Consider the following 24,499-nt stretch of genomic DNA (forward strand, 5'->3'; position numbering starts at 1 on the left):
AAAGAAGCTGGCAACAATAGCCAACTTCTTTATTCATTAATTTTCACTTGAATAATTATCGTATGCTTCTTGATTAATTTCAACATATCTATCAACACCGAGAGATTCTAAACCTTCCACATAGTCATCCCAGTCATTTTCTAAACTTAACTCTCCTGTAATAAATTGAACAGCGCTTTGCTCAACATTATCCAGAATATTTGTTTTTAAAGTTGAGTATTCGTCTTGGACTTCTTCAGGATACCACGCTGCCCAGAAAGGGAATTTTTCTTCAGGTTCTTTTCCTTCATATAAGTAGGTTGCTTCTTGAAGACGTCTTTCGTACCCTTCATCTGTATAGATATCCTCTGATTGTACTTGACCATCACGGAACTCTCTTGGTTGGAAATATTGAGCTGCGGCTGACCAGTTATTGTTTGTTGGTTCTTCAGGGTGTAACAACTTCAAATTTGGTTCAATTTCTTCATTTATTGCTACGTCTCCTTCCTCAGGAGCAACCCAATCTTCTCCTTCTACACCGATGTGAGAACGGATCATGCCGTCTATAGTGAACATATAATCTAATAGTTTAATTGCTTTAATCTGGACTTCTTCACTTGCTTTATTAGTAATGGCAAAAGTGCCGCCATTCGTTACTGGGTAATTATATGTTGCATATTGATGATTTGGGCCTTGCAAAGGTTCAATTGCATCAAAAGCAGGATGATTCTCATTATCGATAAATTCCCATGGATGCTGTGCTGCGGCCGCACCTAGAATAACAGCATCTGCATTATTACCTAACTGAATAAAAGCATCTCGATTTTGTGTGAAAGCTCCCGGATCAATCAGACCATCCTCATATAAAGAATGAATATATTCTAATCCTTCTCTCCACTCTGGTGTATTTGCAGCAAAACTAACTTCTCCATTATTTACAAGTAATCTAGTTTGTGCATCATCATATACAAAACCATTCATTAATATAGGAATGACGGAATGATTAGGCGATGCCGCGGAACCACTTAGTGGAATTTCATCCTGTTCACCATTCCCATTAGGATCTTGTTCTTTAAATGCTGTTAATACTTCTCTTAGTTCCTCATGTGTCTTAGGTGCCTCTAAACCTAACTCATTTAGCCAATCTGTGTTTAACCACAATTTATTAGGCCAAGTACAATGAAAACACTCTTCTAACCCAGGCATACTATAAATATTCCCATCTGGAGATGTTGCAATTTTTCTAAATGACTCACGTTCTTCTAGGACTTTAGATATATTTGGTGCGTGCTCTTCAATTAAATCATTTAGAGGAATTAAAGCACCTTGTTCACCATATTTTATAACTTCACTAGGTGCGAATTTATCTACCCAATCAACTAAAAAGAAAACTTCTGGATAATCTCCACTTGCTAAAGAAATTTGTCTTTTCTCCTTTGCAGCTGAAGAATCATAACCAGTTTTTTGAAAGTCAAAATTGATATCAAATTTATCTTCTGCAAATTTGGTAAATGAGTTCGTCTCTAAGTCCATTTCACCATTTTCAGCAATAAAAACAGACATGTTTGTCGCACCGTCAGTATTTTCTTCCTCACTTGCCTCATCATCAGAATTACAAGCAATTAGAACTAACATTAGCGATACAAAAATTACCCACGTACGAAAGCCTTTCCATTTCATTCTAATTTCCTCCCTTAATAGTAAAAAAATATTATTATAACTAAAAATCTACTCTTTCATCACCTCCTTTAATATCTAAAGTGCGTATTACCCCTTAACTGAGCCGAGTAACATCCCTTTAACGAAGTACTTTTGTGCAAAAGGATAAATAATCAACACAGGAATACTTGAGACAACAATTAATGAGTACTGCATTAAATTTGCCAACTGTTGTCTTTTTTGTTGCTCAGCAATGTCTTGATTGGCGCCTGATTCGGTTTGAGTGATCAAAATTTCTCTTAATTCTAACTGTAATGGGAACAAATCTTCTGTTCTTAAAAAAATCATTGCATCAAAATAGCTGTTCCATTGAAATACAGCATACATTAGAGCAAGCACTGCTATAATCGGCTTCGATAATGGTATTACTACGTGCCAAAGGAATCGTATGCTACTACATCCATCCATTTCACTAGCTTCCACCAACTCTTCTGGAATACTTGTATAGAAAAATGTTCTTGCAATAATAATTTGCCAAACTGCCATCGCCTTCGGTATAAGAATTGCCCAAGGAGTATCTAACATCCCTAATTGCTGGACAACTAAATATTCTGGAATTAATCCACCATAAAAAAGCATTGTAATTAAGATAAAAATCATAAAGAAGGTTTTTCCATAAAAATTCTTTCTAGAAAGTGGATAAGCAAAGATTACTGTTAAAAACACCGCAATTAATGTATAACCAATCGTATAAAGGATAGAATTTCTAAACCCTCTAATAACATCTGAATTATTAAATACTTCTATATATCCCTCAAGTGAAAAATCGACTGGCCATAACCAAACTTGCCCAGAAGTTACAGCTTCAGGACTACTAATTGAAGCGCTCACAATATAAACCAGAGGATAAAGTATTACGATCATCAATACACCAAGAAAAATATAAATTAATGTTAAAAATAATCGGTCATTATAGGATTCTTTTATTGATCTATTTTTACTGCTCATAGTGTTTTACTCCTTTCTACCATAATCCATTACCTGATACTTTCTTTGCTATTGCGTTAACTATAATTAATAAAATTAAATTGATGATTGAGTTGAACAATCCTACAGCTGTAGCAAAACTAAAATCAGCATTGATAATCCCCATCTTATAAACATAGGTTTGTAAAATCTCCGAAGTTCCTAAATTTAAAGGATTTTGTAATAAATATACTTTTTCAAATCCTATTGCCATTAAGTTACCTACACTTAAGATTAAAATGATTACGATAGTTGGCATAATTGCCGGTATATCAACATTCCAAATCTTTTGTAACCTAGAAGCTCCGTCAATTTTTGCTGCCTCATATTGCTGTTTATCCACTCCAGCAAGTGCTGCCAAATAAATAATGGCTGAATAACCTGTGATTTGCCAAGCATCTGACCAGACAAATATTGATCGAAACATTTCTGCTTGTCCTAGGAAATTAACTGCATCAAGTCCTACAGCTTCCATTAAATTGTTCACTATTCCTGTTCTTGGTGATAGCATTAATATAATCATAGAGACAATAACGACTGTTGAAATAAAATACGGTGCATATGTAAACATTTGTACAGAGCGTTTGAAGATACCATCTCTTATTTCATTCAATGCTAATGCTAACAGTATTGGAAGCGGGAACGTTACAGCTAACTGATAAAGACTTAGAAACAACGTATTTTTTATCAGGTCCCATGCAACTGGGTTGTTAAAAAAGTTCTCAAAATGCTTCCAACCAACCCACGGACTTTCTATGATACCTTGGACCACATTATAATCTTTAAATGCAATTACCGCGCCCAACATAGGTACATATTTAAAAATAATAAAATACAGTACTGGCAATATCATAAGAATATATAACTGCCAATGCCTCTGAAAACTTCTTTTAGCGAGGTGCCGTTGTGTTACTTTTTTTATTTCTTTTGGTTGATCAAGTGATTGATCCATTTCAATTTTACCCCCTTCTTTAAATTTTTCTTAATAGGAAACGCTTACAAAAAATTTATCATGATTTGATAAACCAGCAAACAGACAAATGAATTTAAAGGGTACAATACCGATTATTTAGCTTTTTGACTAAAAAGTACATATTCAGACGGAGGGTACATACTGCGAAACGCTACTAACAACGCTCAAAACAGTACTTTTTGAGTGAGATTATTTTTAACAACCTTCTATCCTATATCATTTTGAAAGAAAAAGTATCTGTTCATACGTATGAACAGATACTTTTTCTTTCTATTTATTCACTTGTTTTTCTAAATTGATTGGGTGTCATATTGTGAATTCGTTTAAAAGCTCGCCTAAACGAATGAGCACTATTGTAACCTACTAGCTCTGCTATATCATTGATCGTTTTCGATGAATTAGTTAGCAATGTCATCGCTTCTTCCATTCTTATTTTTTCTAAATATTCATACAAGTATTCTCCGGTTTCTTCTTTAAATATTTGAGAAATATACTTTTCTGGCCGTGATAAGTGCTCTGATATCATATAAACGGTTAAATCTGTACAAGAAAAATGCTCGTGCACATAGTCTTTTATAGCATTCACAATAGAATGGTTTGATTCTCTTCGGTTTCTATTAACAAATTCACAATAAAGCTGTAGAACTTCTATTAACCGTCCTTCCGTTTCCTTCATGCCTTCCTCGAAAGATATAGCCCTTATTTTCTGGCGCAAAATTTCAGCGGTTTTATCATTCCTAAAAGCATATTGATCCAACGCTTTAAAAAAGGTACCTTTTAACTCAGAGATAAGCTGTTCGTGCATATCAGCTGATAAACTTCTGTTGTCCACATTCTCTTCTAAAAGGTCATGTACAATCTGTTCAGCCTCTAATGTTTCTCCTTCTTTCAAACTTTTTAATAATCGAAATTCATATTCTAACGGATAATGGAAGACAGTGGTTTCTTTCATCACCGCATCATACCAATACATCCCTTGTTTTTCATTAGAAAAACTAGCAAAATCTATCGCATGCTTTGCCTCATTATAAGATCGACTAATATCTGATAATGATTGAAATGGGTGTCCAAGACCAATTTTTAATAAAACCTGATACTCCTCCTGAAATAGATTTTGTAAGGATGTAAACATTTTTTCGATCTCTTCTTTTAAGATTTTATCGCCTTCTTTATCCAACAAAATATAAACTAGCTTATCAGAATGAATAGTGACCACATAAAAATGATCAAATATTTTCATTGATTCCTGCTTTATAACTATGCGGATTGCATTTAACTCTTGATAAACTTCACTACTCGACATATCTTCATAACCTTCTACTTTAAGGATAGAAACATAACCATGATTACAAGATAAATTTACATCTGCTTGTTTCGCAAATTCATGTAGATTACTATTTCTTTCAGTAATCTCTCCAGACAACAACTGTTTAAGAAAGGCATCCTTCAAGAGTGGTTTTTGCTCTGTTAATTGCATTTGCAAATCTGTATTTGTAGAAATTAACTTCGAAATATTACCATGTAAGAAATCGTATTCATTTTTAACATCTGGATCTGCATATTCTTTTAATGTTTTAATGACATTGTTTATCGGACGACTGTTTCTATAAGCAAAAAATAAGGCTATAAACAAGCCGATAATAAAAGTAATACCAGTAACTATCCAGGTAATATACTTTATTGGGGCTGCTTCTTGAATTAATGCTTTTTGTGGAATTCCCGCAACATATAACCAATCATTTTTCTCAGATTTCTCCGTAATCAGCATTGTCTTATTTTCTAAATAAATTGGACCTTCTTTGTTCATAACTTTTTCTTTGAGTGGATTAATTTTTTCCTTATCAATGCCATTCGCTGTGATGAGTTGATGATTTTCATCTAAAATGAATGCCCATCCATTAAACTGTTGCTTTACTCCTTCAATTAAATTATTAAGTAATTGATTTTGTATTGGTATAATAATGGAACCTTTATGATCTGACAGATCACTCATTGGTAGAGGTTGGATATATGTGATAACATTTGTAGATTTCTCGCCTTGCAAATAAGGTTTACTCGGAATAATTTGTCTCTCATTATTCAGTATAGCTTCTTTCCATTCCGATATCGTCATATCCGTATAGTTATAATTTTCATAAAAATGATAAGGGCGATAATACACTGAGCCTGGTGTAATAATGAGATCGGAGTTTTTGATATATATATAATAATTCTCTAAGAATTCATTGGTTGTCGCATATGGTGAAATTTTTTCATCCAATTGCCTAAGTGTAGATACAATCCTATATTTTTCAGAAGCATTTTTGTTCAGTACAACATTTAAGTCCCTGTCTAACGACAACTGTTGTACAAAACGATCGATTTCGTCTAAGTTTTGCTCAAGTATTTTTTTGCTTTGATTGAGAACTTGTCTACTATTAATAATTGAGTATTTTTCAGCCGTATCTAAAGAAACCTGATATGATATAAAACCAGCCACCAACGGAATAATTAAAATCACAAGATAAGAAATTAAAAATCTCCTAAAGATTTTGGAGGATTCTATACGTTTCATAATGGACCTCCTCAAAGAAATTCAAAGTAAGTATTGCCGAGCTTCTAACATACTTCTGTTGTGTAACTTAATCTTATTTATTATAAACACTTTACCCTGAGCAAACAATAGGTGTTTATCGATAATTTAATTAACGTTTTCATAAAGACTTTCCATTTTAAAATCTTATATTTTTAAAATTAGTGCAAATTTTCTTTGGCGATAAATATAAAAAATTTGCTTTCTAGGTATATAATTGGAAGCGATTTCATTAATTTGCAGTAAAAATACAAATTGCATGATCTAGCCTTAATAATTCCTTAGTATATCTATTAAACGATTCTATAACCTCATTCATTATCCAATACCAGTAATATTGACACTCTTAACATATAATTCCCTCCATTTAAATCCAATGCAATAAATCTCAATTGCCTTCATGTGCAGGCAACTGAAATTTATTACCCTGGAAACTCTATTTGCTGTCCCATTAAAAATTAATGATTGTCTTCTCTCCTGTATACGATATCTTCCTTTGATCGACATTCTCTCCCTCACCATTAATAGTAGTCAATACTAATTCCGTCGACGTTTTCATACCAGGATAAGTACCTTGGCGATCTTCTATGACAAGAAGATTGTTTTGATCCTCCCAACGAATCGGTATTGTGGCATATGCCCCCTTTTCATAATTATAGCTATCTCCTTCATCATCGTACCACAAGAAGCTCCCATTATTCCCTTTATAAACATGTATTTCTATAGGGAGATTTGTTTCTTCAGATGTATACTGAATAGTAGGACCAATTGGTACAATAGAGCCAGCCCGAACATATAGTGGCATGGTTTCAAGATCAGCATCTGCTTCGATGGTTTGTCCACCAAGGAGGCGTTGATTCGTCCAAAAATTATACCAATCAGTACCAGCCGGGAGATAGACCGATCTTTTTTTAGGTACCCCTTCCAACTCTACAGAACCACTTTCATAATACATCGGATCTGTGACAGGGTTAACAAGAAATGATGGACCGAACATATATTGATCTTTTACATCATAGGTGTTCGGGTCATTTCTAAAATCAAAAGCTAATGTACGCATCATTGTATAATCTTCGTGCGTGACCCAACCAGCAACTGAATAAATATAAGGCATGAGACGATACCTCAGCTTAATATATTTCACCAATGTATCGTAGAATGGAGTGCCCGATTCACCAAATCGCCATACCTCTCTTGGCGTATCTGCACCATGAGAGCGGAACACAGGTAAAAATACCCCGTATTGTAACCATCGAACATAAAGCTCACGATAGCCTAAATCCTCACATCCCTCTTGGTAATCACCATTCCAGAACCACTGCTCCCGGTCTGCCACAAAAAAAGCACCAATATCCAAGGTCCAGTATGGTATACCAGTAACACACATATTTAAACCAGCTGCAATTTGATTGCGCATCGTCTCCCAATTAGCAGCAATATCTCCAGACCATGTAATGGTGCTGTATTTTTGTTGTCCAGCATAGGAAGACCGTGTTAAATTAACCACACGCTTACTTTCAGTAGTTTGCCGTTGATTTTCATAGAGACCCTTGGAATGAAGAAGCGAATAGGCATTAATATAAGCCGGGTCTAAATATTTTTTTGCTTCTTGCGTATTGATGAAAAGGCGCTCTTCCGGCTCCGGTTTGACTTCTCCCACCCAATCCGCTTCAAAGGGTTCCGTACAATCACACCACCACGCATCCGTACCATGTGAAAATATCCCTTCATTTGCTTGCTTCCAATACAGGTTGCGTGCTTCTTCATTGAACGCATCATACGTTGCTTGATTTCCCAGTAAATACCCTTTTTGTTTCATTTCTACATGGTTGGGACCATCATTACTCATAATCGGCCAAATGGAGACCATTAATTTTGCATTCAGCTGATGAATCTCCTCCATCATTTCAGTAGGATTGGGAAAGCGTTCCGGATCAAACGATTTTTGTCCCCAAAGGTCTCCGGTCCAAGACCGCCAATCCAGCACAATTAAATCGAGAGGAATCTGCCGTTGTCGATACTCTTGGATGACCGAGATCAGTTCCGCTTGCGATTTATACCGTTCTTTCGATTGGACATATCCAAACGCCCATTTCGGTAAAAGAGGCGCTTTTCCGGTCAAATAGCGATAACTTTTTACAATTTGATCAAAATCTGGGCCATATACGAAATAATAGTCCATTTCACTATCCATATCGGTCCAAATATAGGAGCCATGTATGTCATCACGGAACGTCATCGTCGAATAACTATCGACGACGATGCCATATCCTTTTGTCGACACCAATACAGGCACAACCGCTTTCATATTTTGTTGATACAGATATTGATGGGTTCCTCTCAGGTTGAGCACACCTTCTTCGTGTGAACCTAACCCATAAAGGGCTTCTTCCTCGACCCATTCGAATTCCAGTTTGGTATGATAAGCCATGCGATCTACCACGTGTTTCGTGGCCTCAGCTTTCGCACGCGCCCCATCTACATTGTGTGAATTCTCAATCTCTGTATGCTGATCATAAACCGGTTTGATTACTTCGGTTGGAACAAGCGTTTTGCCTCCATGCTTTGGTTCCTTGGTTAAAACTTTTCCTGAAACATCCTTATAAGTAAATGCAGCAGTATGTTTATCAATATGAATGTGTACCTTCCTTGTCGAAAATACAATTATATCCTCTTTTTCCTCTATGGAATAAGGAAGATTCTGTTGAGCATTTGGCTCTACAAAAAGGCTTTCCTTTTCATCAAATTGTTTCTCCAATGTATAACGTATACGAATGATAGACTCCGTATAAGGAATAATTTTCATGAGACCATTTCTGCATTCTATGAGCAACTGATCTTTTTGCCGTGTACTCTTTACTACTTCCATCACACTTACCTACCCTTCATGATTAATAAAGCGAGACTATGAACCGGGTGAGATTTTGACCCCACTGATCATTAGCGAAACGTATCAGGGTGTTAGCTTCTGTTTACCCCCATTTAGCTTCATTGTGTCACTTGAAGCTTGAAGTAGGGGTCTTACAGACGGTTAGTACCGTGATAAAATAATAGATTTTATCATGCTATATTTATCCTTTTAGATTTTTAATTAAATAGCCTCATGAAATACCGATGAAATCCGAAGTTATTCTAAAGTAAAAGAAGCTAGATTGGCTCTACCATTGCCTGTGTACGAAATATACAATGGATGAATACCATCTGGAATAGCAATATCTGCAGAATATTCGGTCCACACATTTGTAAACTTAACTGGTAGCTTTGCTAATGCTGGCCCGTCCCAAAATGTTTTCACTTCAAAAGCACCATTACAATATCCTCTCACCTTGATTTTTACTTTTGTTATTCCTTTGCAGTCAAAGTATTTAAAGCCAGCTGTTGCAGACTCAGTCATATTGGCAATATACCCTATTTCCTCATCCCCATCTTTTCCATCCTGTGTAATTTTAGGAAATTGAGTGTCCATCCAAAGATCTCCTGTATACATTGCCTCGTCATCGCAAAAGAGATTGCATGCCAGATAGGCAGGATACTCTCCACGTCCGATAAGCGGCTTGCCGTTAGCACCACATGATGTCATCTCTACCTGAGGAATCGTACCATCTGCTAGAATTTCGATTGGTTCGATACAACCTTGGCGACTGAAATTGGAACCATTGGTATGGCGATGATAAAAAATATACCACTGATTCTCGATTTCAATTATGCTACCATGATTATTCCCTCCATAGTACATAGGCTTGTTAACAGGTTTATAAGAATCAATATGCATATCGTTATTACTTACAATAACTCCTCCATATTCAAAACCTTTTGTTGGATGTTTGCTAGTGGCGTAACACAGCTCATGCATGACAATAGAAGAATAGATTAGATAATAAGTATCTCCTATTTTCCTTATGGAAGGTGCCTCAAAAAATTCATGACCTTCAAAACTACTACCTTTACTAAATGGTTCACTCGGTGTAACTGTTACCGTCTCTTCCATAATGGTAAGCATATCTGCTCCCAATACTGTCGCCATAGTACCACTTCTTGATGTATCACCAATAGCACAAAAACCGGTGTAAAGATATGTTTTATCTCCTTCAGTCAAAACACCAGGATCAAATTGCGGCTCGTCCCCATCTCTTTCTCCTAAACGACCGCCATCTTTATCCTGAACATAACCATAAAATTCGTATTTCCCAGCAGGAGTATCACATACTGCCACAGATACTACGGAGACTTTATCCAGTACATAGTACAAATAATACCGCCCATCAGGACCCACTGTAACATCTGGTGCATAAAGACACATATTTGCTTCCTTATTCAACGGATCGTCGGTTTTTTGGTAAATAACACCTTCATAACGCCAGTCTGCTAAATCATTTATCGGTGCGGACCAGCATACATAATCCTTTAAGCAATAAGCATGACCGTTAAAACAATCATGTGATCCATAAATGTAGACTCTATCATTGAAAACGTAAGGTTCTGCATCTGGTATATACTCCCATGAAGGTAGATATGGATTTACTGCTTGTTTTTTCAGTGAATGCATCTTAATTCCTCATTTCTATTCTATTTTTTAATAACCCGTTCACTCATTATTATTCTTTATTAAATACTACCGGATAGCTGTGACCTGCCGTCGTTTCAAACTCTGTTCTTTGATTATTAAATAAGACTACACATTTTTCTCCTTCTAAGGAATGAATAACAGCTTCTTTCAATTCACCTTTATCCCAAGATAAGTCTACTTCGAATCCTCCTCTTGCTTTTAGACCACTGACTTTCCCTGTTGTCCATTCATTAGGAAGGGCTGGAAGAAGGTGTAACTCGCCGGTATGACTTTGAAGCAACAATTCTGCAATACCTGCTGTTCCTCCAAAATTCCCATCGATTTGAAATGGTGGGTGATTATCAAATAAGTTTGGCAGAGTAGAGGACTTAAGCAATTCAAGAATATGTTGATAAGCTACTTCTCCCTCTTGTAAACGGGCCCACATGTTGATAATCCAGGCACGACTCCATCCTGTATGTCCTCCACCAGATTGTAACCTTCTTTCTAATGTTACTTTTGCTGCTTCAGCCAGGTCCGGTGTATAGTTTGGTGACATTTGTTTTCCGGGATACAAAGCAAACAAGTGTGAAATATGACGATGACCAGGTTCTTCTTCATCATAATCTTCTAGCCATTCTTGAATTTGACCATGTTTGCCGATTTTCGGTTTTGGTAATTTATCTCTTAATTCGAGCAATTGATCTCGAAATGTCTGATCCACGTCTAAAATCTCACTAGCTTCTATACAACTAGTAAAAAGAGCAAATATAATCTGACTATCCATTGACGGACCTTCACATAATGTTCCTTTTTCACCATTTGATAAAATGTACGTATTCTCAGGTGAAACAGACGGGGTAGTTATTAACAATCCCTCTTCATTTTCAATTAAAAAATCAACAAAAAATAAAGCAGCTTCTTTTAACGTATCATATGAATCATCCAAGAATTTCACATTACGTGTAAACTCAAAATGCTCCCACAAGTGTAAACAAAGCCAGGCGGCACCCATTGGCCAAATCGTCGCTGGCATGTAAATATCTTGTGGGGCGGTGTCTCCCCAAATGTCCGTATTGTGATGGGCAGTAAAACCACGACATCCATACATACTTTCAGCAGTTTTTTTACCATTCGTTTTTATTTTCTCGATATGTTCAAATAGTGGATGATGCAATTCAGATAAATTACAGATTTCTGCTGGCCAATAATTCATCTGCGCGTTAATATTAATAGTGAATTTACTGTCCCAAGGCGGCAGCATTTTTTCATTCCAAATCCCCTGTAATGTTGCTGGTAGTGAATTGGGTCGACTAGAAGATATCAGTAAATAACGTCCAAATTGAAAGTAGGTGCTGATTAAGGATTGGTCTTCCTTACCTTCTTTCACTAAATCTAAACGGTGATTTGTCGCCAAATCGGCGTTCTCGTTGTGATCTTCACCTAAATTTAAGGTTACTCTCTTAAATAGCTTCTGGTAATCTTCTATATGATTTTGCAGCAACTCTTGGTAAGTGTTTACTGATGCTTTTTCAATCATTTTTAAACATTGCTGCTCCGGATCATCATAGCGATATGAAGTAGCTGCTGAGAGAATCAATGTTACTGCATCCGCTTTGTCAACAATCAAATGATTTCCAAGTGTTTTAACTGAGCCATTTTCTGCTATTGCTTTTACTGCACATCGAAAGACAATACCGTCTTTCCCTCCTGTTTCTCCTCGCATGACCAATGAATTGTTTGATAAGGCATCAAGTTCATCGTAGTTTCTTGCCTCTCCCCGATCTAACAATGTTTGAAACGAGATAGCATTCGCTTTAGTAGACGTTAACCGGATCACCATTACTTGATCTGGATAGCTAGTAAATATCTCTCGTTTGAACCCGATGTTTCCTATCGAATATTGTACTCTCGTAATGGCATGATCCAAATCTAACTCTCTAGAATAATTAGATATATCGGAATCATCATGTTTCATATTTATAAAAAGATCACCCAATGGTTCATAATGGCGCTGTGTTTCGGGTGTTCCTGTAATGGTGAGTGCTGCCAAATCCTCTGCTTCTTTTAATCTTCCATCAGCTAATAACTTTCTAATTTGAGGTAAATGCTCCAATGCATCAGGATTGTTTCGATCTCTTGGTCCCCCGTACCAAACAGAATCCTCATTTAATTGCACTCGTTCCTTATGAACACGACCGAAAACCATTCCACCTAATCTTCCGTTTCCGATTGGTAAAGCTTCATTCCAATCGTTCGCTGGCTGTTTGTACCAGAGGCGATCATTTGAATTCATAGTGTTTCTCCTTTCCACTTTCAAAATATTTAGTTAAAAACAAATCTCTATACCATTTCGTATATCGTGAGACTTCCATTAGTAGCAGTGTCAACTATCAAATACGGACTTTCATGCCGATGTGTATGCTGTTCTACCATCTTTAGCAAATGAAAAATTATTTTCCCGCAAAGAATCTTCGGTCCGATCGATATATACGGTATATTGTTCTTCCTCCACTCTAAATAAAGGAATAAATTTAGATTCACTTCCTTGCTTGTCATAAACCGTATATTCTAATTGCTCTTTCCCTGATTCAATAAAAAATTGATTGATATTGTCGTTCGAAATTCCCTTCAAATTCCGACTAGGCCCTATTTGCGCGAGTAAGACATTTCCAAACATGACCGCAAGTCGATCTTTGTCACCTTGAAGCGGAATTACATGCAAAGCAGCATTAATATCAATTTCAATTTCATCCTTTTCTTCATAAATGCGATCGATTATAATGTAACCGTTTTCCTTGACAAGGTTAGCAGGTTGAGAATTAATTTTTATAGACTTTACTGCTTCTTCTTTCAGCATTAATTTAAACGGTGTTGGTTTCGTGACCTCAATGATAAGCGTAGAAACGAGACGATCAGGATATTCCGTGATTTGCGTAATCTTAGCATCCTTTTCATTCCACACAACTTCTGAAGCGATAAATGCATTGAGCAGGATGGCGTCTTCACTTTTAAACCAAATGTTCTTCTGGATTTCACTCATTGCCTCAACTCCAGACGCCGTACAACACCAGAACGAATCGTATAATCCACTGAATTTTTTGATGGCGTTTCTTCCCATCGGCTGATGATACTGAGAAAGCCCTGTTTTATTGCTTGCACTATTTAATACCGCATTATATTTTAAATTTTCCAGATGATTAAAATGCGTCACAGAAGCAGAAGAACTTTCCACCAATTTCTCTAAGATGCGCTCTGTATTATGTGCACAACAACTCTCGCTTTCACCACCTATAAGAGAATCTTTCAAATCACCATATCTTCCCCAATGTTCTGATTTTTCGGAAACCCCATCTTTAATGAAGGCAGTGGCTTTTGAACTATTATTTCCATTTGCAAAGGTTCTGCCTCGTACAAAATTATAAAAATTTTCAGCCGCTGACTTATATTGATGCTCCCCCATAATGTTATATCTGTGTATAGCTGCAATAATCATTGGAAGATGCGTGTTGGCGTGCAGATTTTCCAACACATCGTCTCCTTTATCTAAATGATCTATAAAGTAATCTCTATCAAAAATCTTGGCAAGCTCAAGTATGTTTGAATCCTTAGTAATCTCATACAACGTGTAAAGGGAATCACCGATCCCTCCAAACTCATTCACAGGATTCACCTTTGTACAACGAAGGATACCGTCTATCTTCCAAAAGGAGAGTTTTTTAAAACGACTCCTAATATAATACACCAGATTTAATGCTAGTTTCAGAGATTTCTCGTTACCAAGGAAGAGATAACAATCGACCAATCCTTGGATAATTTTATGCAATGTGTAATATGGTGCCCAGACATTCCTATTCTCTTCCAATTCAAGTATACCCAGCTGATCTTCTTCAAAAGCGCTCAGAAAACCATTTGGTTGCGCGCAACTTTCCATTATATCAACAATTTTATATGCTTTCTCTTGCAAACGTTCATCATGATCAGCAAATGCGAATTTGGAACAAGCGGATAGATAATGACCTACAAAATGTCCTCTCAAGCCACATTCAGTGTCTTCCCACCCACCAAGCGGTTTTGCAATTGAGGGGATACCTGCGTTGATTTTAAATGTATGCATAAGACGATCTATTTCAAAATCCATAATATATTTTTTTACGAGATCTCTTCGGAAAGCGAAGTATTTGTCGTTCAATGTTACTTCATCCAAGTTAAAGTTGGCAAACATGCTAACACCACTTTCTAAAATGAGTTAGATTAAATGTATAAAGTGAGGCTTACACCGTGATAAAAATAACTATCACCTTTCATTCCACTCTGCATTCCCACTTTGCCAGGTCTTATTATGAATAGGCTCAAGAATATCTAGAACTTCCCCTAATATATCCTGATTGATCGGTTCTTCGGTCCACTTAATATTTTTCGTTATGTTTTTCACACTAGCTGTGCTGACTAGTGTAGTGGGAATCGACTCATTTTGTGTTGCATATTGAATGGCCAATTTAGCAAGGTCTTCACCTTGTGCTTCACAAAATTCGGCTGCTTTCATACACAGCTGCTGAATTTCCTTATCAGCCGGGTGCCAGCTAGCTACGTCTCGCGAATTTAATAATCCCATCGATAATGGGGATGCATTCACTAACCCCACCTGCTTGTCTTCTAATAAAGGTAATAACGAAAGCAGAGATGTATCATTTAAAGAATAATGACAATAGGAAAGGATAACATCTAAATCTACCTGCTTTAGCACTTTTTCAAAAATAATAAGTGGTAAACCAGATACACCCAAAAAACGAATTTTCCCTTGCTTTTTTAATTCTTCCAAAGCAGGTATACCTTCCTCTATTACCTGGTTATATGAACCAAATTCGATATCATGCAAATATAAGATATCTACATAATCCGTCCCTAGTCTTTGTAAACTCTTATCTACACTTTTAGTTATTGCTTTCTTAGAGAAGTCAAAATCATTTGCACCAAATCTGCCTGCTTTTGTAGAAAGAAAATATTTATCACGAGGAACATCAGTTAATGCCTTACCTAAAACCGTTTCCGCCTTTGTTAAACCATAATATGGTGAAACATCAATCAAATTTATACCTTGATCAATGGCTGCGTGTACAGTCTTAATGCCTTCCGTTTCATTGATTTCCCTAAAAACAGATCCTAATGATGATGCTCCATAGCTAAGTACTGAAACATCTAATCCGGTATGTCCTAGTTTCCTATATTTCAAAATGACTCCTCCTCTATTAACTATTTAATTTGTAAAAGTCGATTGCATTTTGGCCAAAAATCAATTCCTTATCTACTTTGGTAACTTCTTGAGGGAGAGCATCGTTCAGTAATTGGTAAACCTGATCATAACTAGCTGCTAATAAACAGACAGGCCAATCACTACCATACATAATGCGATGAAGTCCAAATACCTCTACAATATGATGCACATAAGGAATCATATCCTTAGTAATCCAGTTATCATGATTTGCTTCGGTAACCATTCCAGATAGTTTACAATAGATATTCGGGTAACTGGCGATTTCAGCCATTTGTGTTTTCCAGGGTGCTAACTTTCCCTTTTCAATATCTGGTTTAGCAATATGATCGATTACTCCTCTTATCTTCACACGCTTTAACAATTCACATACGGCCGGAAGCTGACTAGAAGTAACTAATAGATCTACCGGGAGATCTATTTTTTCAAAATATGAGAATGCATCCAAGAATTTTTTACTTAAAATAATATTCTCATCAGGCATATCTTGAATCATAATGCGAATTCCAACAAACTTAGGATGTTTTCGAAAAGTCTCTAGTTGCTCCTTATAGGAGGGGTGATCAATATCAATCCATCCCACTACACCAATTACCGATGTTGCATGATCACTTAGTGAGAGAATGAATTCAGTTTCCTCAATCGTCGGAGCAGCTTGCACAACAATTGTTTTGTCTATTCCTGACTTCTTCAGTTGTTCAATTAAATCCTCTTCGAGAAAATCACGATATAGTGTAGGAATATCTGGAGTAATCCAACCATAATCATCTCTGCTTACCTTCCAATAATGCTGATGTGCATCAATTCGCATCTCTTCACCACCTTACCACTTTTTCAATTAATATAGATTTCAAAATGATTAATTGATGATTATATCTTAATCATCGCTTTCACTACACCATTCTCTGGCTTCAACCAATTTTCGAATTCATTTGTAAGGTCATCAAATGTCGATCGGTGCGTGATAAAACTCTTTTCATCAATGAAACCACTTTCAATAGATTGTATAACAAAATCAAAATCTTCTTTTGTCGCGTTTCTGCTTGCCATTAGCGAAAGTTCTTTTGAATGAAATAAGGGATCGGAAAAGGTAATATCTGATTTAACTAATCCTACATATATTAATTTCCCTCCATTGGCTGGATATTGGAAAGCATCCATCATGGATTTACTATTTCCGGTGGCATCGAAAACAATGCTTGGCATATCGCCATTCGTAATACTCATCAGTTGCTCAACAGGTCCGTTTAATACATTTATAGAATCGTCTACATTTGCCCATTGTTCAGAAAAAGCTAATCGTTCTTCGTTCATATCCATCGCAATTACTTTAGCACCTTTTTGCTTAGCAGCCTGCATAACTCCTAACCCTATCGGTCCTGCACCAATCACAAGAATAACGTCACCTTTTTGCAAATCAGACCGTCTCACCGCATGTGCACCAATACTTAAAGGCTCTAGTATAGCACTTTGATCCAACGTTAATGTATTGGTATTAATCAGGTGATCACATGGAACAGAGATTTGTTCCGTCATCCCCCCATCAAAGTGGACCCCCATCACCTGCATCTTTGTACAACAATTTGTTAATCCTTTTTTACAGGCAATACATTCACCACATTCCATATAAGGAATAACAGATACTTGATCACCTTGCTCTAAACTATAAGGATTTTTTCCTACTGATTCGATAACCCCCGCAAGCTCATGCCCTAATACTCTAGGATACTCAAAAAATGGTTGATTCCCTGTAAACGCATGCAAATCTGTTCCACATACTCCTATTCGCTTTACGTTAACAAGAGCTTTACCCTTTTCAAGTTGAGGGATTTCCTTGTTAATCGGCTTAAATACTCTAGGTTCTTCACAAACAATAGCCTTCAATTATATATGCCTCCTATGAGTGTTCATAATGAAATAAATATACTGTATAAATATAGGTTAACAAAAATAAATTGAAATAAAAATTGCATTTATTGCTTTATTTATACTGTTTTTTGATATAAAGTAAGGATAGGTGATATTTATGAAAGCTATTAAAAAAAATGCTAATTCCTTATTTCCTTTTTCCTTTGTTTATAAAGGCAGTAAGGAACCTCAAAATGAATTACCAACCCATATGCATGATTTTCATGAGATTATTTATGTTCATAAAGGTACAGGTACATTTTTTATTAATAACACGCTTTATGATATGAACCAAGGGGATGTATTCTTGGTCCCCAACGACACTATTCACCATGCTGTACCCAATCAAGATGATTTAGTGACTTCATCTGTCGTTTTTTTTAGCCCTGCATTAATTCAAACCATACCGATTGATGAAAACTTTTCCTATACATTTATTGTTGAAAAAATTAAAAAACACAAACACTATAAAATATCTCTGTCAGAAACGAAACAAATGACTTTTGAAAAGTATCTCAATGATATAGATCAGGAATTACAAGAAAAACAAATGGGCTCTATTCATGCCGCTATCTTAATTACCCATCAAATATTACTTTATTTATCTCGCTTAAGTATTGAGCAAATAGATCAAGCGTTTAAGGAAGAAAACTTTAACCGCTTTTGGATGAACGAAATATTCGCGTATATTGACCGTAACCTCCAAGATAATATATCTCTGAGCCTATTAGCTGAGAAAGCGCATGTTAGTCCAGCTCATTTCAGTAGAGTCTTCAAAGAAGCAACGGGCATTGGACTTACTGTATATATGAACAAAAAAAGAACCTTTAAAGCTAAAGAGCTATTGTGGAAAACGGACTACCCTGTTGCTCATATTGCCGAGCTAAGTGGATTTGATAGTACACCTCATTTTTATCGCACGTTCAAAAAATTTATAGGGACTACTCCTTCAAGCTATCGCAAAAAACAAAGAAATATGTTTAAATCGTCCAGCGATTAGATGAGGTTTCATCTAAAAAAAGACTAAAGTTGTATGCGGTTTCACGCAAGCTTTTGTTTCAATTTATCCGAGACATTTTATGAAAACATATCGAAATCATGATTAGTGTTTGTGTTATCAAGAATGTTTGTAATGTTACAATCTCATCTTGCATATCTTCTGGGTACCATATTGCACAGAACGAGAAAAACCCTTTAGGTTCTTTTCCTTCATATTTAATTGGTAAAAGGTACAAGTTTAGTGCAATTTTAAAAAGTGCCCAAACATAGAACGAATAACACAAAAAAGAGAAAGAGCCTAAACCGCTTGATAGAACAAGGTTTCAGGTTCTTTACATAGGATGATTCCGATTGGGCTCGAACCAACGACCTCCCCCCTGTCAAAATTATGTTCTCAGGAGAAAAGTGATCCTCTAACCGCTGTTAAGAATACTGCTTCCGATACTCACTTGGACTTAGTCCGGTTTCTTTTTTAAATACTCGACTGAAATAGTTGGGATCTTTGTATCCGATCGTTAAAGCAATTTCTTTCAGAGATTTTCGATCATCTAATAATAAGTCTTTTGCCTTTATCAGCCTAGTTTGCGTTAGATATTCAACAAAAGTAATTTGAAAATGTTCTTTAAACAGCTTACTCAAATAATACGAACTTAGCCCTACTGCCTCTGCTACTTCTTCCAGTGTTATATTTTTCTGATAATATGCTTCAATATAATCCTTTGCCTGCAATAACACGCCATGGACTCCAGTCGAACGCCATTCGCGTATCTGTTTAATGACATCTTGTACATGGGCCTTGGCTGCTTCTTTTATTTGTGTCGCTGTTTCGAACTGATCAAAGCTCATTTGGATATTCTGATCAAGACCGAGTTCTTTTGTCATTCTCGATAATACTATAAAAAAATTTTCGACTGTTTTTTGAATGATAGGTACTTGATAATTTTCATTTTGTTGTACCGATTGAAAATACCTATCAAATAAATACGTCCCTTGCTGATGATCTCCTTTCTTAATGGCATGAAGTAATGCTTTCTCTTCTTCAAAATGGATCCGATCATTTCTTTTTTCAGCGATCTGCTCATTAAAGACCTGATATTTAGCACGGGAGTGGTTTTGCACCTGTTCCAAAGCATACAGTGCTTCTTGGTAAGACCTAGAAAAGTCCTGTAAATCCGTAATAATCGCGCCTATTCCGACATAGAGTTGGCAATCGTGTAAATCACGTTGAATATCCTGAATAACATCTCTAGCAAATTGATCAAGGGTATACTCCTCATATTTCACTAAAACCGGAACTTGATAGCCAGTCAGTGGTCCCACGAAAGTATGATAAGGCAGCTTTGATAATCCGTCCTTTAAAGTGCGATACCAGTTACTCTTTTGTTCACGTTCAGGTCGAAGTGACTCCGACTGAAAAGAAAAGACAGCCGCAAACCCTTTTGTATTCTCGACATCCAGCCATTTCAACCAATCTTCGGTATTAAACTCATGCACATGATCCATCATCAGTGTTAAAATAAATTCCATTTCCACCAATGCACTCGCTTGTTCTAATCGTTCGTTTACATCATTTTTTTCATTTAGTTCCGCAACCATACGATCGAAGGCTTCCAGTACCTCAGATACTTTACTTGGCTTCAATAGATATTCTTTTATGCCGAATTTCATTGCCCGTTTAGCATATTGAAAGGTATCAAATGCAGATACCATTACACACTTTGTATCAGGTAAGCGATCAAGAATGTTTTCAATCGCAACCAAACCATCAAATTCCGGCATTTTAATATCCATAAAAATAATGTCTGGCCGATGAATCGTTGCAAGTTCAACCGCTTCTTTGCCGTTTTTCGCTTCTACAACGATTTCGGCATTAGATCTGTTACGACTTAGCATCATCCGAATTCCTTCCCGTTCAATTGCCTCATCATCTACAAGCATAACTTTTACCATTTTGTCACTCCTTCCGTAGCTTAATGGTAACTCTTGTTCCTTTGCCAACCTCTGATTGAATTGTTACATCACTTTTTTTATCAAATAACTTCAGGCGATCGATTACATTTCGCATTCCGATACCTGTGGAATGACCTTTTCTGTTCGTTTCGGTATGCTCCTCAGCTGCTAATAAGCGATCTACCGTTTCCTGATCCATCCCCACACCGTTATCTGTTATGTCGATCCAGACTTTTTCTTCCTTTTGATAAATGGCAAGTGTAATCTCTGCACCATCCGCCATTTCCTCAATACCGTGCATAAAGGCATTCTCCATGATAGGCTGTAATGTCAAACAAGGTATTGGTGTTTGTAAACACTCTTCCTCAATTTCTTGATGGAATCTTACCCGGTCACCGAATCTTGTTTTTTGAATAAAAAAGTATTCCTTTACGATCTCTACTTCATCTTTCAAATAAGTTTCCCTGTCCAAACTACCGATATTGTAACGTAACAAGGTAGAAACAGAAGAAATTAAATCACTAGTTCGCTCTGCTCCCTCAATATAGGATGTTTTCGAAATCGTATTTAATGTGTTAAACAAAAAATGAGGATTAATTTGATTTTGTAAGCTTTTTAGTTCCATTTCCTTTAATAATTGAGACATCCGAGCTTTTTCTTTCATTTCCCGAATTGCTTCAACAATATTCCATTTCATTTGATTAAACGTGTCCGTTAAAATTTTTAGTTCATCTTTTTGAGGCACAACGACATCTTCCACGGTGTAATTCCCCTGCGAAATTTCTTTAGCAGCACCAGTCAGACGTTCAATCGCCCTTGTAATCCCATTAGAAAACCATAAGGCAAACAAAATACTTAGGATTATCACAGATATAAAAATAGCGGTCCCCATATTTTTGGAAGATTGCACTCGTTGGTCTTCTAGCTCTATTAAATTTTGATACACGGTAAGCTCTGAATTTATTAACTCTAATGTTTTCTCATGAATATAGGTTGCACTATTATCTGCTTCATTCAAATAATAGGAATACTCTTCAATGTTATCTTGCGCTACACCTTTTGCCGTTAGATCTGTAAATTCGAGAAAGCTTGTTAATAAATGGACATAGTTTTTCTTGTCTATACTATCTTCTGTAGCCATCGCAAACTGTTGTTGTAACTCTTTTAATCGTTGCTTGTCTTCCTTATAATATTGGAGGTTTTCATCTGATGGTTCATGAACATAAATTTGCAGTGATTGATAAGTTTGGTCTGTATTATTCGTTATTTCGTTTAACAAAAAATAACGATCGGAACGTTCATTATGTAATTCTACGATTCTTTGTGCACTTTGTTCACGAATGAAAAATAATATAATCACTAATAACAGGATAGCAGCAAAATAAATAAGTAGTTTCGTTCTAATCCTAATCATCAGAATCACCTATATCCTCTTTCCTTACCACAGATGCATTAGTGTGATAAACATCCTTTATTTCACGATTGTTCATCAAGTCCAACATTAATTCTACACTACGAAAGCCCATTTCATATGGTTTTTGACCAATCAATACATCAATTTTTCCTTTTTCTAGCAGTGCAATATTCGATGGTAATGTATCAAAGGCGATCATATATAGGGACTCTTCTACTCCTAATGATTCAGCAGCAGCAACCATACCAATTCCGTCTAATGCACTCGTACCGTATAAAGCAGTAATTTCAGGGTGATCACTTAACATATTGTGCGTTTTTTCTTCCGCAATCACTCTCGTAATATTCGACTCCTCGATCGCTACAATATCAATTCCAGGTTCTTTTTCGACAACATCTCTGAATCCTTCCACACGCAGCTGATGATGAGCGTTGTCATAGCTACCTGTGATGATTCCGACTGTAGCTTTACCACCAGTATCTTCTACCAATGTCTTACCAGCGAGTTTACCAGCTTCATAATTATCTGTTCCAATGTAAGCAGATCGTTTGCTATCTGGAGCATCGGTATCAATCGTTATCACAGGAATACCTTGCTCTACTGCTTGATTAATCACTGGCAAAAATTTGTCATTCAACGCTTGTACAATTATGCCGTCGACTTTGGATTTCATCGCAATGTCGAGAAGCTTCAATTGTTCCTCTGGATTTGAACGCCTTGGCCCCTCATATTCAACAAACACATCGTATTTTTTCTCCATATCTTTTGCACCTTCACCTACTAACCGCCAGTAATCATGATCCATTTCTTCTCCGATTAAAGCAAAGTGATATGTCGGTACCTCTTCTTTTGATGTGGCATCCGTTATTTTGGATTGATAGCCTTTAGATTGCATATAAAAATATATCGAAAAACTCACAGCTATAGCAAAGCAAGAAATAAGTATGATATGTAATAACTTACTACTTCTCATGTCATCCTCCTGTTCTTCCATGATGGATACGAATTATGATAGCACACCGATTTTGAAACGAAAACTAACTACTCTTATGTTTATTCATCCTATATATGGGAATCGTACATTATGAAATAACAATTCTAGAATGGAGGTTATAATGATGATTAATCCAAAATACCAAAAATTATTAGACCATTTACACATTTGTATGACAAAATGCAACCATTGTTTTGATGCGTGTCTAAAAGAAGAAAATGTAGAGATGATGACTGAATGCATTCGGCTTGACCGGGAATGTGCGGATATTTGTAGTTATTTAGAATCAGCTATTACAAAAAATTCACCCTTTATCAAGCAACTGGCTGCTGTTTGCGCTGAAATTTGCCAATCATGTGGGGAAGAATGTAACAAACATCATCATGATCATTGTCAGAGTTGTGCAAATGCTTGCTTCCAATGTGCAAAAGTTTGTAACGATGTTGCCTAAATGATAATAGGAGAGGAGAGATACAATGCCTTGGGATGCAAATGATTATCCAAGTTCATTAAAAAATTTAGAAACTCCCGTAAGAAAAAAAGCCATTGATATCGCCAATGCCATGGTCGATGAAGGGTACAAGGAAGGACAAGCTATTCCAATTGCAACCGAACAGGCAAAGGAATGGTATGAAAATGCCTCTGATGAAGAGATTCAACAAGTAAAACAAATGAGTGACGAAGACTTGCGTAGCCGTGATGACGATGCACAGAATAGTAGACCCGAATTATTGGAAAAAGGCGAGCACGTCATTCCACATGAAAATGGCTGGGCAGTAAAAGTACAAGACGCCAAACAAGCTTCTTATGTTTTCGACAATAAACATGAAGCTATTGACAGAGCAAAAGAAATTGCCGCTAATAAAGGAACCGCTGCTATAATCCATAAAAAGGACGGTTCCATTCAAGAAAACGTAACTTTCTCAGAATAATATAGTTTAATCGTTTTAGCATCGGGTATCACATTAGTACAACATAGAGAAAGGAGATGATACTTTATGGCCAACAATCAAGGAAAAAGCGGCGAAGAAAGAACAAATAAAATCAACAAAGAATATGGCCGCCAAGGAAAATATGCAAAAGGCAATCAGAAAAACAGTGAAAATGATAATAACTAATATAAGAAGGCTGACCAGAGGTATCTCACACACTTTGGTCAGCCTTTTTCTTGATAGTAAAATTAATAAACTTGAATAAAATCGTAACC

At 36.3% G+C, this 24,499-nt stretch carries 17 protein-coding genes; 3 read left to right on the forward strand and 14 right to left on the reverse strand.

Annotated features, from left to right (window positions below):
• Positions 1 to 36 precede the first annotated feature (36 nt).
• The 11 genes from ACTWP4_RS09300 to ACTWP4_RS09350 all read right to left on the reverse strand — a co-directional run bounded on the left by ACTWP4_RS09300 (position 37) and on the right by ACTWP4_RS09350 (position 17,911).
• Positions 37 to 1,659: an ABC transporter substrate-binding protein gene (locus tag ACTWP4_RS09300; protein WP_443128488.1), complete on the reverse strand. Its 1,623-nt coding sequence runs from the start codon at positions 1,657 to 1,659 to the stop codon at positions 37 to 39.
• An 87-nt stretch (positions 1,660 to 1,746) separates the two neighbouring features.
• Entirely contained in the window at positions 1,747 to 2,646 is a 900-nt protein-coding gene (locus ACTWP4_RS09305; RefSeq protein ID WP_443128489.1) for a carbohydrate ABC transporter permease, read from the reverse strand.
• A 16-nt stretch (positions 2,647 to 2,662) separates the two neighbouring features.
• Complete coding sequence (locus ACTWP4_RS09310; RefSeq protein WP_443128490.1) at positions 2,663 to 3,616, reverse strand: ABC transporter permease; 954 nt, start codon at positions 3,614 to 3,616, stop codon at positions 2,663 to 2,665.
• 295 nt (positions 3,617 to 3,911) lie between these two features.
• Entirely contained in the window at positions 3,912 to 6,191 is a 2,280-nt protein-coding gene (locus ACTWP4_RS09315; protein ID WP_443128491.1) for a helix-turn-helix domain-containing protein, read from the reverse strand.
• Positions 6,192 to 6,660: 469 nt separating this feature from the next.
• Entirely contained in the window at positions 6,661 to 9,078 is a 2,418-nt protein-coding gene (locus tag ACTWP4_RS09320; RefSeq protein ID WP_443128492.1) for a glycoside hydrolase family 31 protein, read from the reverse strand.
• A gap of 258 nt (positions 9,079 to 9,336) precedes the next feature.
• Positions 9,337 to 10,755 (reverse strand): family 43 glycosylhydrolase, encoded by a 1,419-nt coding sequence (locus tag ACTWP4_RS09325; RefSeq protein ID WP_443128493.1) that lies wholly within the window; start codon positions 10,753 to 10,755, stop codon positions 9,337 to 9,339.
• A 49-nt stretch (positions 10,756 to 10,804) separates the two neighbouring features.
• On the reverse strand, positions 10,805 to 13,051 hold the full coding sequence (locus ACTWP4_RS09330) for a glycoside hydrolase family 95 protein (protein ID WP_443128494.1): 2,247 nt from the start codon (positions 13,049 to 13,051) through the stop codon (positions 10,805 to 10,807).
• A gap of 111 nt (positions 13,052 to 13,162) precedes the next feature.
• The gene (locus tag ACTWP4_RS09335) at positions 13,163 to 14,980 is read right to left on the reverse strand and encodes a beta-L-arabinofuranosidase domain-containing protein (protein ID WP_443128495.1); all 1,818 of its coding nucleotides are present in this window, start codon (positions 14,978 to 14,980) and stop codon (positions 13,163 to 13,165) included.
• A gap of 72 nt (positions 14,981 to 15,052) precedes the next feature.
• Positions 15,053 to 15,988 (reverse strand): aldo/keto reductase, encoded by a 936-nt coding sequence (locus ACTWP4_RS09340; RefSeq protein WP_443128496.1) that lies wholly within the window; start codon positions 15,986 to 15,988, stop codon positions 15,053 to 15,055.
• A 16-nt stretch (positions 15,989 to 16,004) separates the two neighbouring features.
• The gene (locus tag ACTWP4_RS09345) at positions 16,005 to 16,838 is read right to left on the reverse strand and encodes an amidohydrolase family protein (RefSeq protein ID WP_443128497.1); all 834 of its coding nucleotides are present in this window, start codon (positions 16,836 to 16,838) and stop codon (positions 16,005 to 16,007) included.
• A gap of 59 nt (positions 16,839 to 16,897) precedes the next feature.
• Positions 16,898 to 17,911 carry a zinc-binding alcohol dehydrogenase family protein gene (locus tag ACTWP4_RS09350; protein ID WP_443128498.1) on the reverse strand — a complete coding sequence of 338 codons (1,014 nt, stop codon included), beginning with the start codon at positions 17,909 to 17,911 and terminating at the stop codon, positions 16,898 to 16,900.
• Between the two features lie 142 nt (positions 17,912 to 18,053).
• Between ACTWP4_RS09350 and ACTWP4_RS09355 the strand changes: the two genes are divergently transcribed.
• The gene (locus ACTWP4_RS09355) at positions 18,054 to 18,935 is read left to right on the forward strand and encodes a helix-turn-helix domain-containing protein (protein WP_443128499.1); all 882 of its coding nucleotides are present in this window, start codon (positions 18,054 to 18,056) and stop codon (positions 18,933 to 18,935) included.
• A gap of 422 nt (positions 18,936 to 19,357) precedes the next feature.
• Here the strand turns inward: ACTWP4_RS09355 and ACTWP4_RS09360 are convergent, their stop codons facing one another.
• Genes ACTWP4_RS09360 through ACTWP4_RS09370 form a run of 3 tightly spaced genes read right to left on the reverse strand, consistent with a single transcriptional unit; the run spans position 19,358 to position 23,271 of the window.
• The gene (locus tag ACTWP4_RS09360; protein ID WP_443128500.1) at positions 19,358 to 20,884 is read right to left on the reverse strand and encodes a helix-turn-helix domain-containing protein; all 1,527 of its coding nucleotides are present in this window, start codon (positions 20,882 to 20,884) and stop codon (positions 19,358 to 19,360) included.
• A gap of 4 nt (positions 20,885 to 20,888) precedes the next feature.
• On the reverse strand, positions 20,889 to 22,298 hold the full coding sequence (locus ACTWP4_RS09365) for a sensor histidine kinase (protein WP_443128501.1): 1,410 nt from the start codon (positions 22,296 to 22,298) through the stop codon (positions 20,889 to 20,891).
• A complete protein-coding gene (locus ACTWP4_RS09370) occupies positions 22,291 to 23,271 on the reverse strand; it encodes a sugar-binding protein (protein ID WP_443128502.1) in 981 nt (326 codons plus the stop codon). Before ACTWP4_RS09370 ends, ACTWP4_RS09365 begins: the two co-directional genes overlap by 8 nt.
• 145 nt (positions 23,272 to 23,416) lie before the next feature.
• Between ACTWP4_RS09370 and ACTWP4_RS09375 the strand changes: the two genes are divergently transcribed.
• The gene (locus tag ACTWP4_RS09375) at positions 23,417 to 23,743 is read left to right on the forward strand and encodes a four-helix bundle copper-binding protein (RefSeq protein ID WP_443128503.1); all 327 of its coding nucleotides are present in this window, start codon (positions 23,417 to 23,419) and stop codon (positions 23,741 to 23,743) included.
• A 25-nt stretch (positions 23,744 to 23,768) separates the two neighbouring features.
• The gene (locus ACTWP4_RS09380) at positions 23,769 to 24,224 is read left to right on the forward strand and encodes a DUF2188 domain-containing protein (RefSeq protein WP_443128504.1); all 456 of its coding nucleotides are present in this window, start codon (positions 23,769 to 23,771) and stop codon (positions 24,222 to 24,224) included.
• The last annotated feature ends 275 nt before the right edge of the window (positions 24,225 to 24,499 follow it).

The organism is Gracilibacillus sp. D59 (assembly GCF_052246695.1).
GTDB lineage: Bacteria > Bacillota > Bacilli > Bacillales > Amphibacillaceae > Gracilibacillus.

Excerpts from the sequence above, each read along its gene's own strand:
- ACTWP4_RS09380 (WP_443128504.1), top strand. The coding sequence starts at position 23,769 with ATGCCTTGGGATGCAAATGATTATCCAAGTTCATTAAAAAATTTAGAA.
- ACTWP4_RS09305 (WP_443128489.1), bottom strand. The coding sequence starts at position 2,646 with ATGAGCAGTAAAAATAGATCAATAAAAGAATCCTATAATGACCGATTA.
- ACTWP4_RS09360 (WP_443128500.1), bottom strand. The coding sequence starts at position 20,884 with ATGGTAAAAGTTATGCTTGTAGATGATGAGGCAATTGAACGGGAAGGA.
- ACTWP4_RS09345 (WP_443128497.1), bottom strand. The coding sequence starts at position 16,838 with ATGCGAATTGATGCACATCAGCATTATTGGAAGGTAAGCAGAGATGAT.
- ACTWP4_RS09365 (WP_443128501.1), bottom strand. The coding sequence starts at position 22,298 with ATGATTAGGATTAGAACGAAACTACTTATTTATTTTGCTGCTATCCTG.
- ACTWP4_RS09325 (WP_443128493.1), bottom strand. The coding sequence starts at position 10,755 with ATGCATTCACTGAAAAAACAAGCAGTAAATCCATATCTACCTTCATGG.
- ACTWP4_RS09310 (WP_443128490.1), bottom strand. The coding sequence starts at position 3,616 with ATGGATCAATCACTTGATCAACCAAAAGAAATAAAAAAAGTAACACAA.
- ACTWP4_RS09335 (WP_443128495.1), bottom strand. The coding sequence starts at position 14,980 with ATGTTTGCCAACTTTAACTTGGATGAAGTAACATTGAACGACAAATAC.
- ACTWP4_RS09355 (WP_443128499.1), top strand. The coding sequence starts at position 18,054 with ATGAAAGCTATTAAAAAAAATGCTAATTCCTTATTTCCTTTTTCCTTT.
- ACTWP4_RS09300 (WP_443128488.1), bottom strand. The coding sequence starts at position 1,659 with ATGAAATGGAAAGGCTTTCGTACGTGGGTAATTTTTGTATCGCTAATG.
- ACTWP4_RS09330 (WP_443128494.1), bottom strand. The coding sequence starts at position 13,051 with ATGAATTCAAATGATCGCCTCTGGTACAAACAGCCAGCGAACGATTGG.
- ACTWP4_RS09320 (WP_443128492.1), bottom strand. The coding sequence starts at position 9,078 with ATGGAAGTAGTAAAGAGTACACGGCAAAAAGATCAGTTGCTCATAGAA.
- ACTWP4_RS09375 (WP_443128503.1), top strand. The coding sequence starts at position 23,417 with ATGATTAATCCAAAATACCAAAAATTATTAGACCATTTACACATTTGT.
- ACTWP4_RS09370 (WP_443128502.1), bottom strand. The coding sequence starts at position 23,271 with ATGAGAAGTAGTAAGTTATTACATATCATACTTATTTCTTGCTTTGCT.
- ACTWP4_RS09315 (WP_443128491.1), bottom strand. The coding sequence starts at position 6,191 with ATGAAACGTATAGAATCCTCCAAAATCTTTAGGAGATTTTTAATTTCT.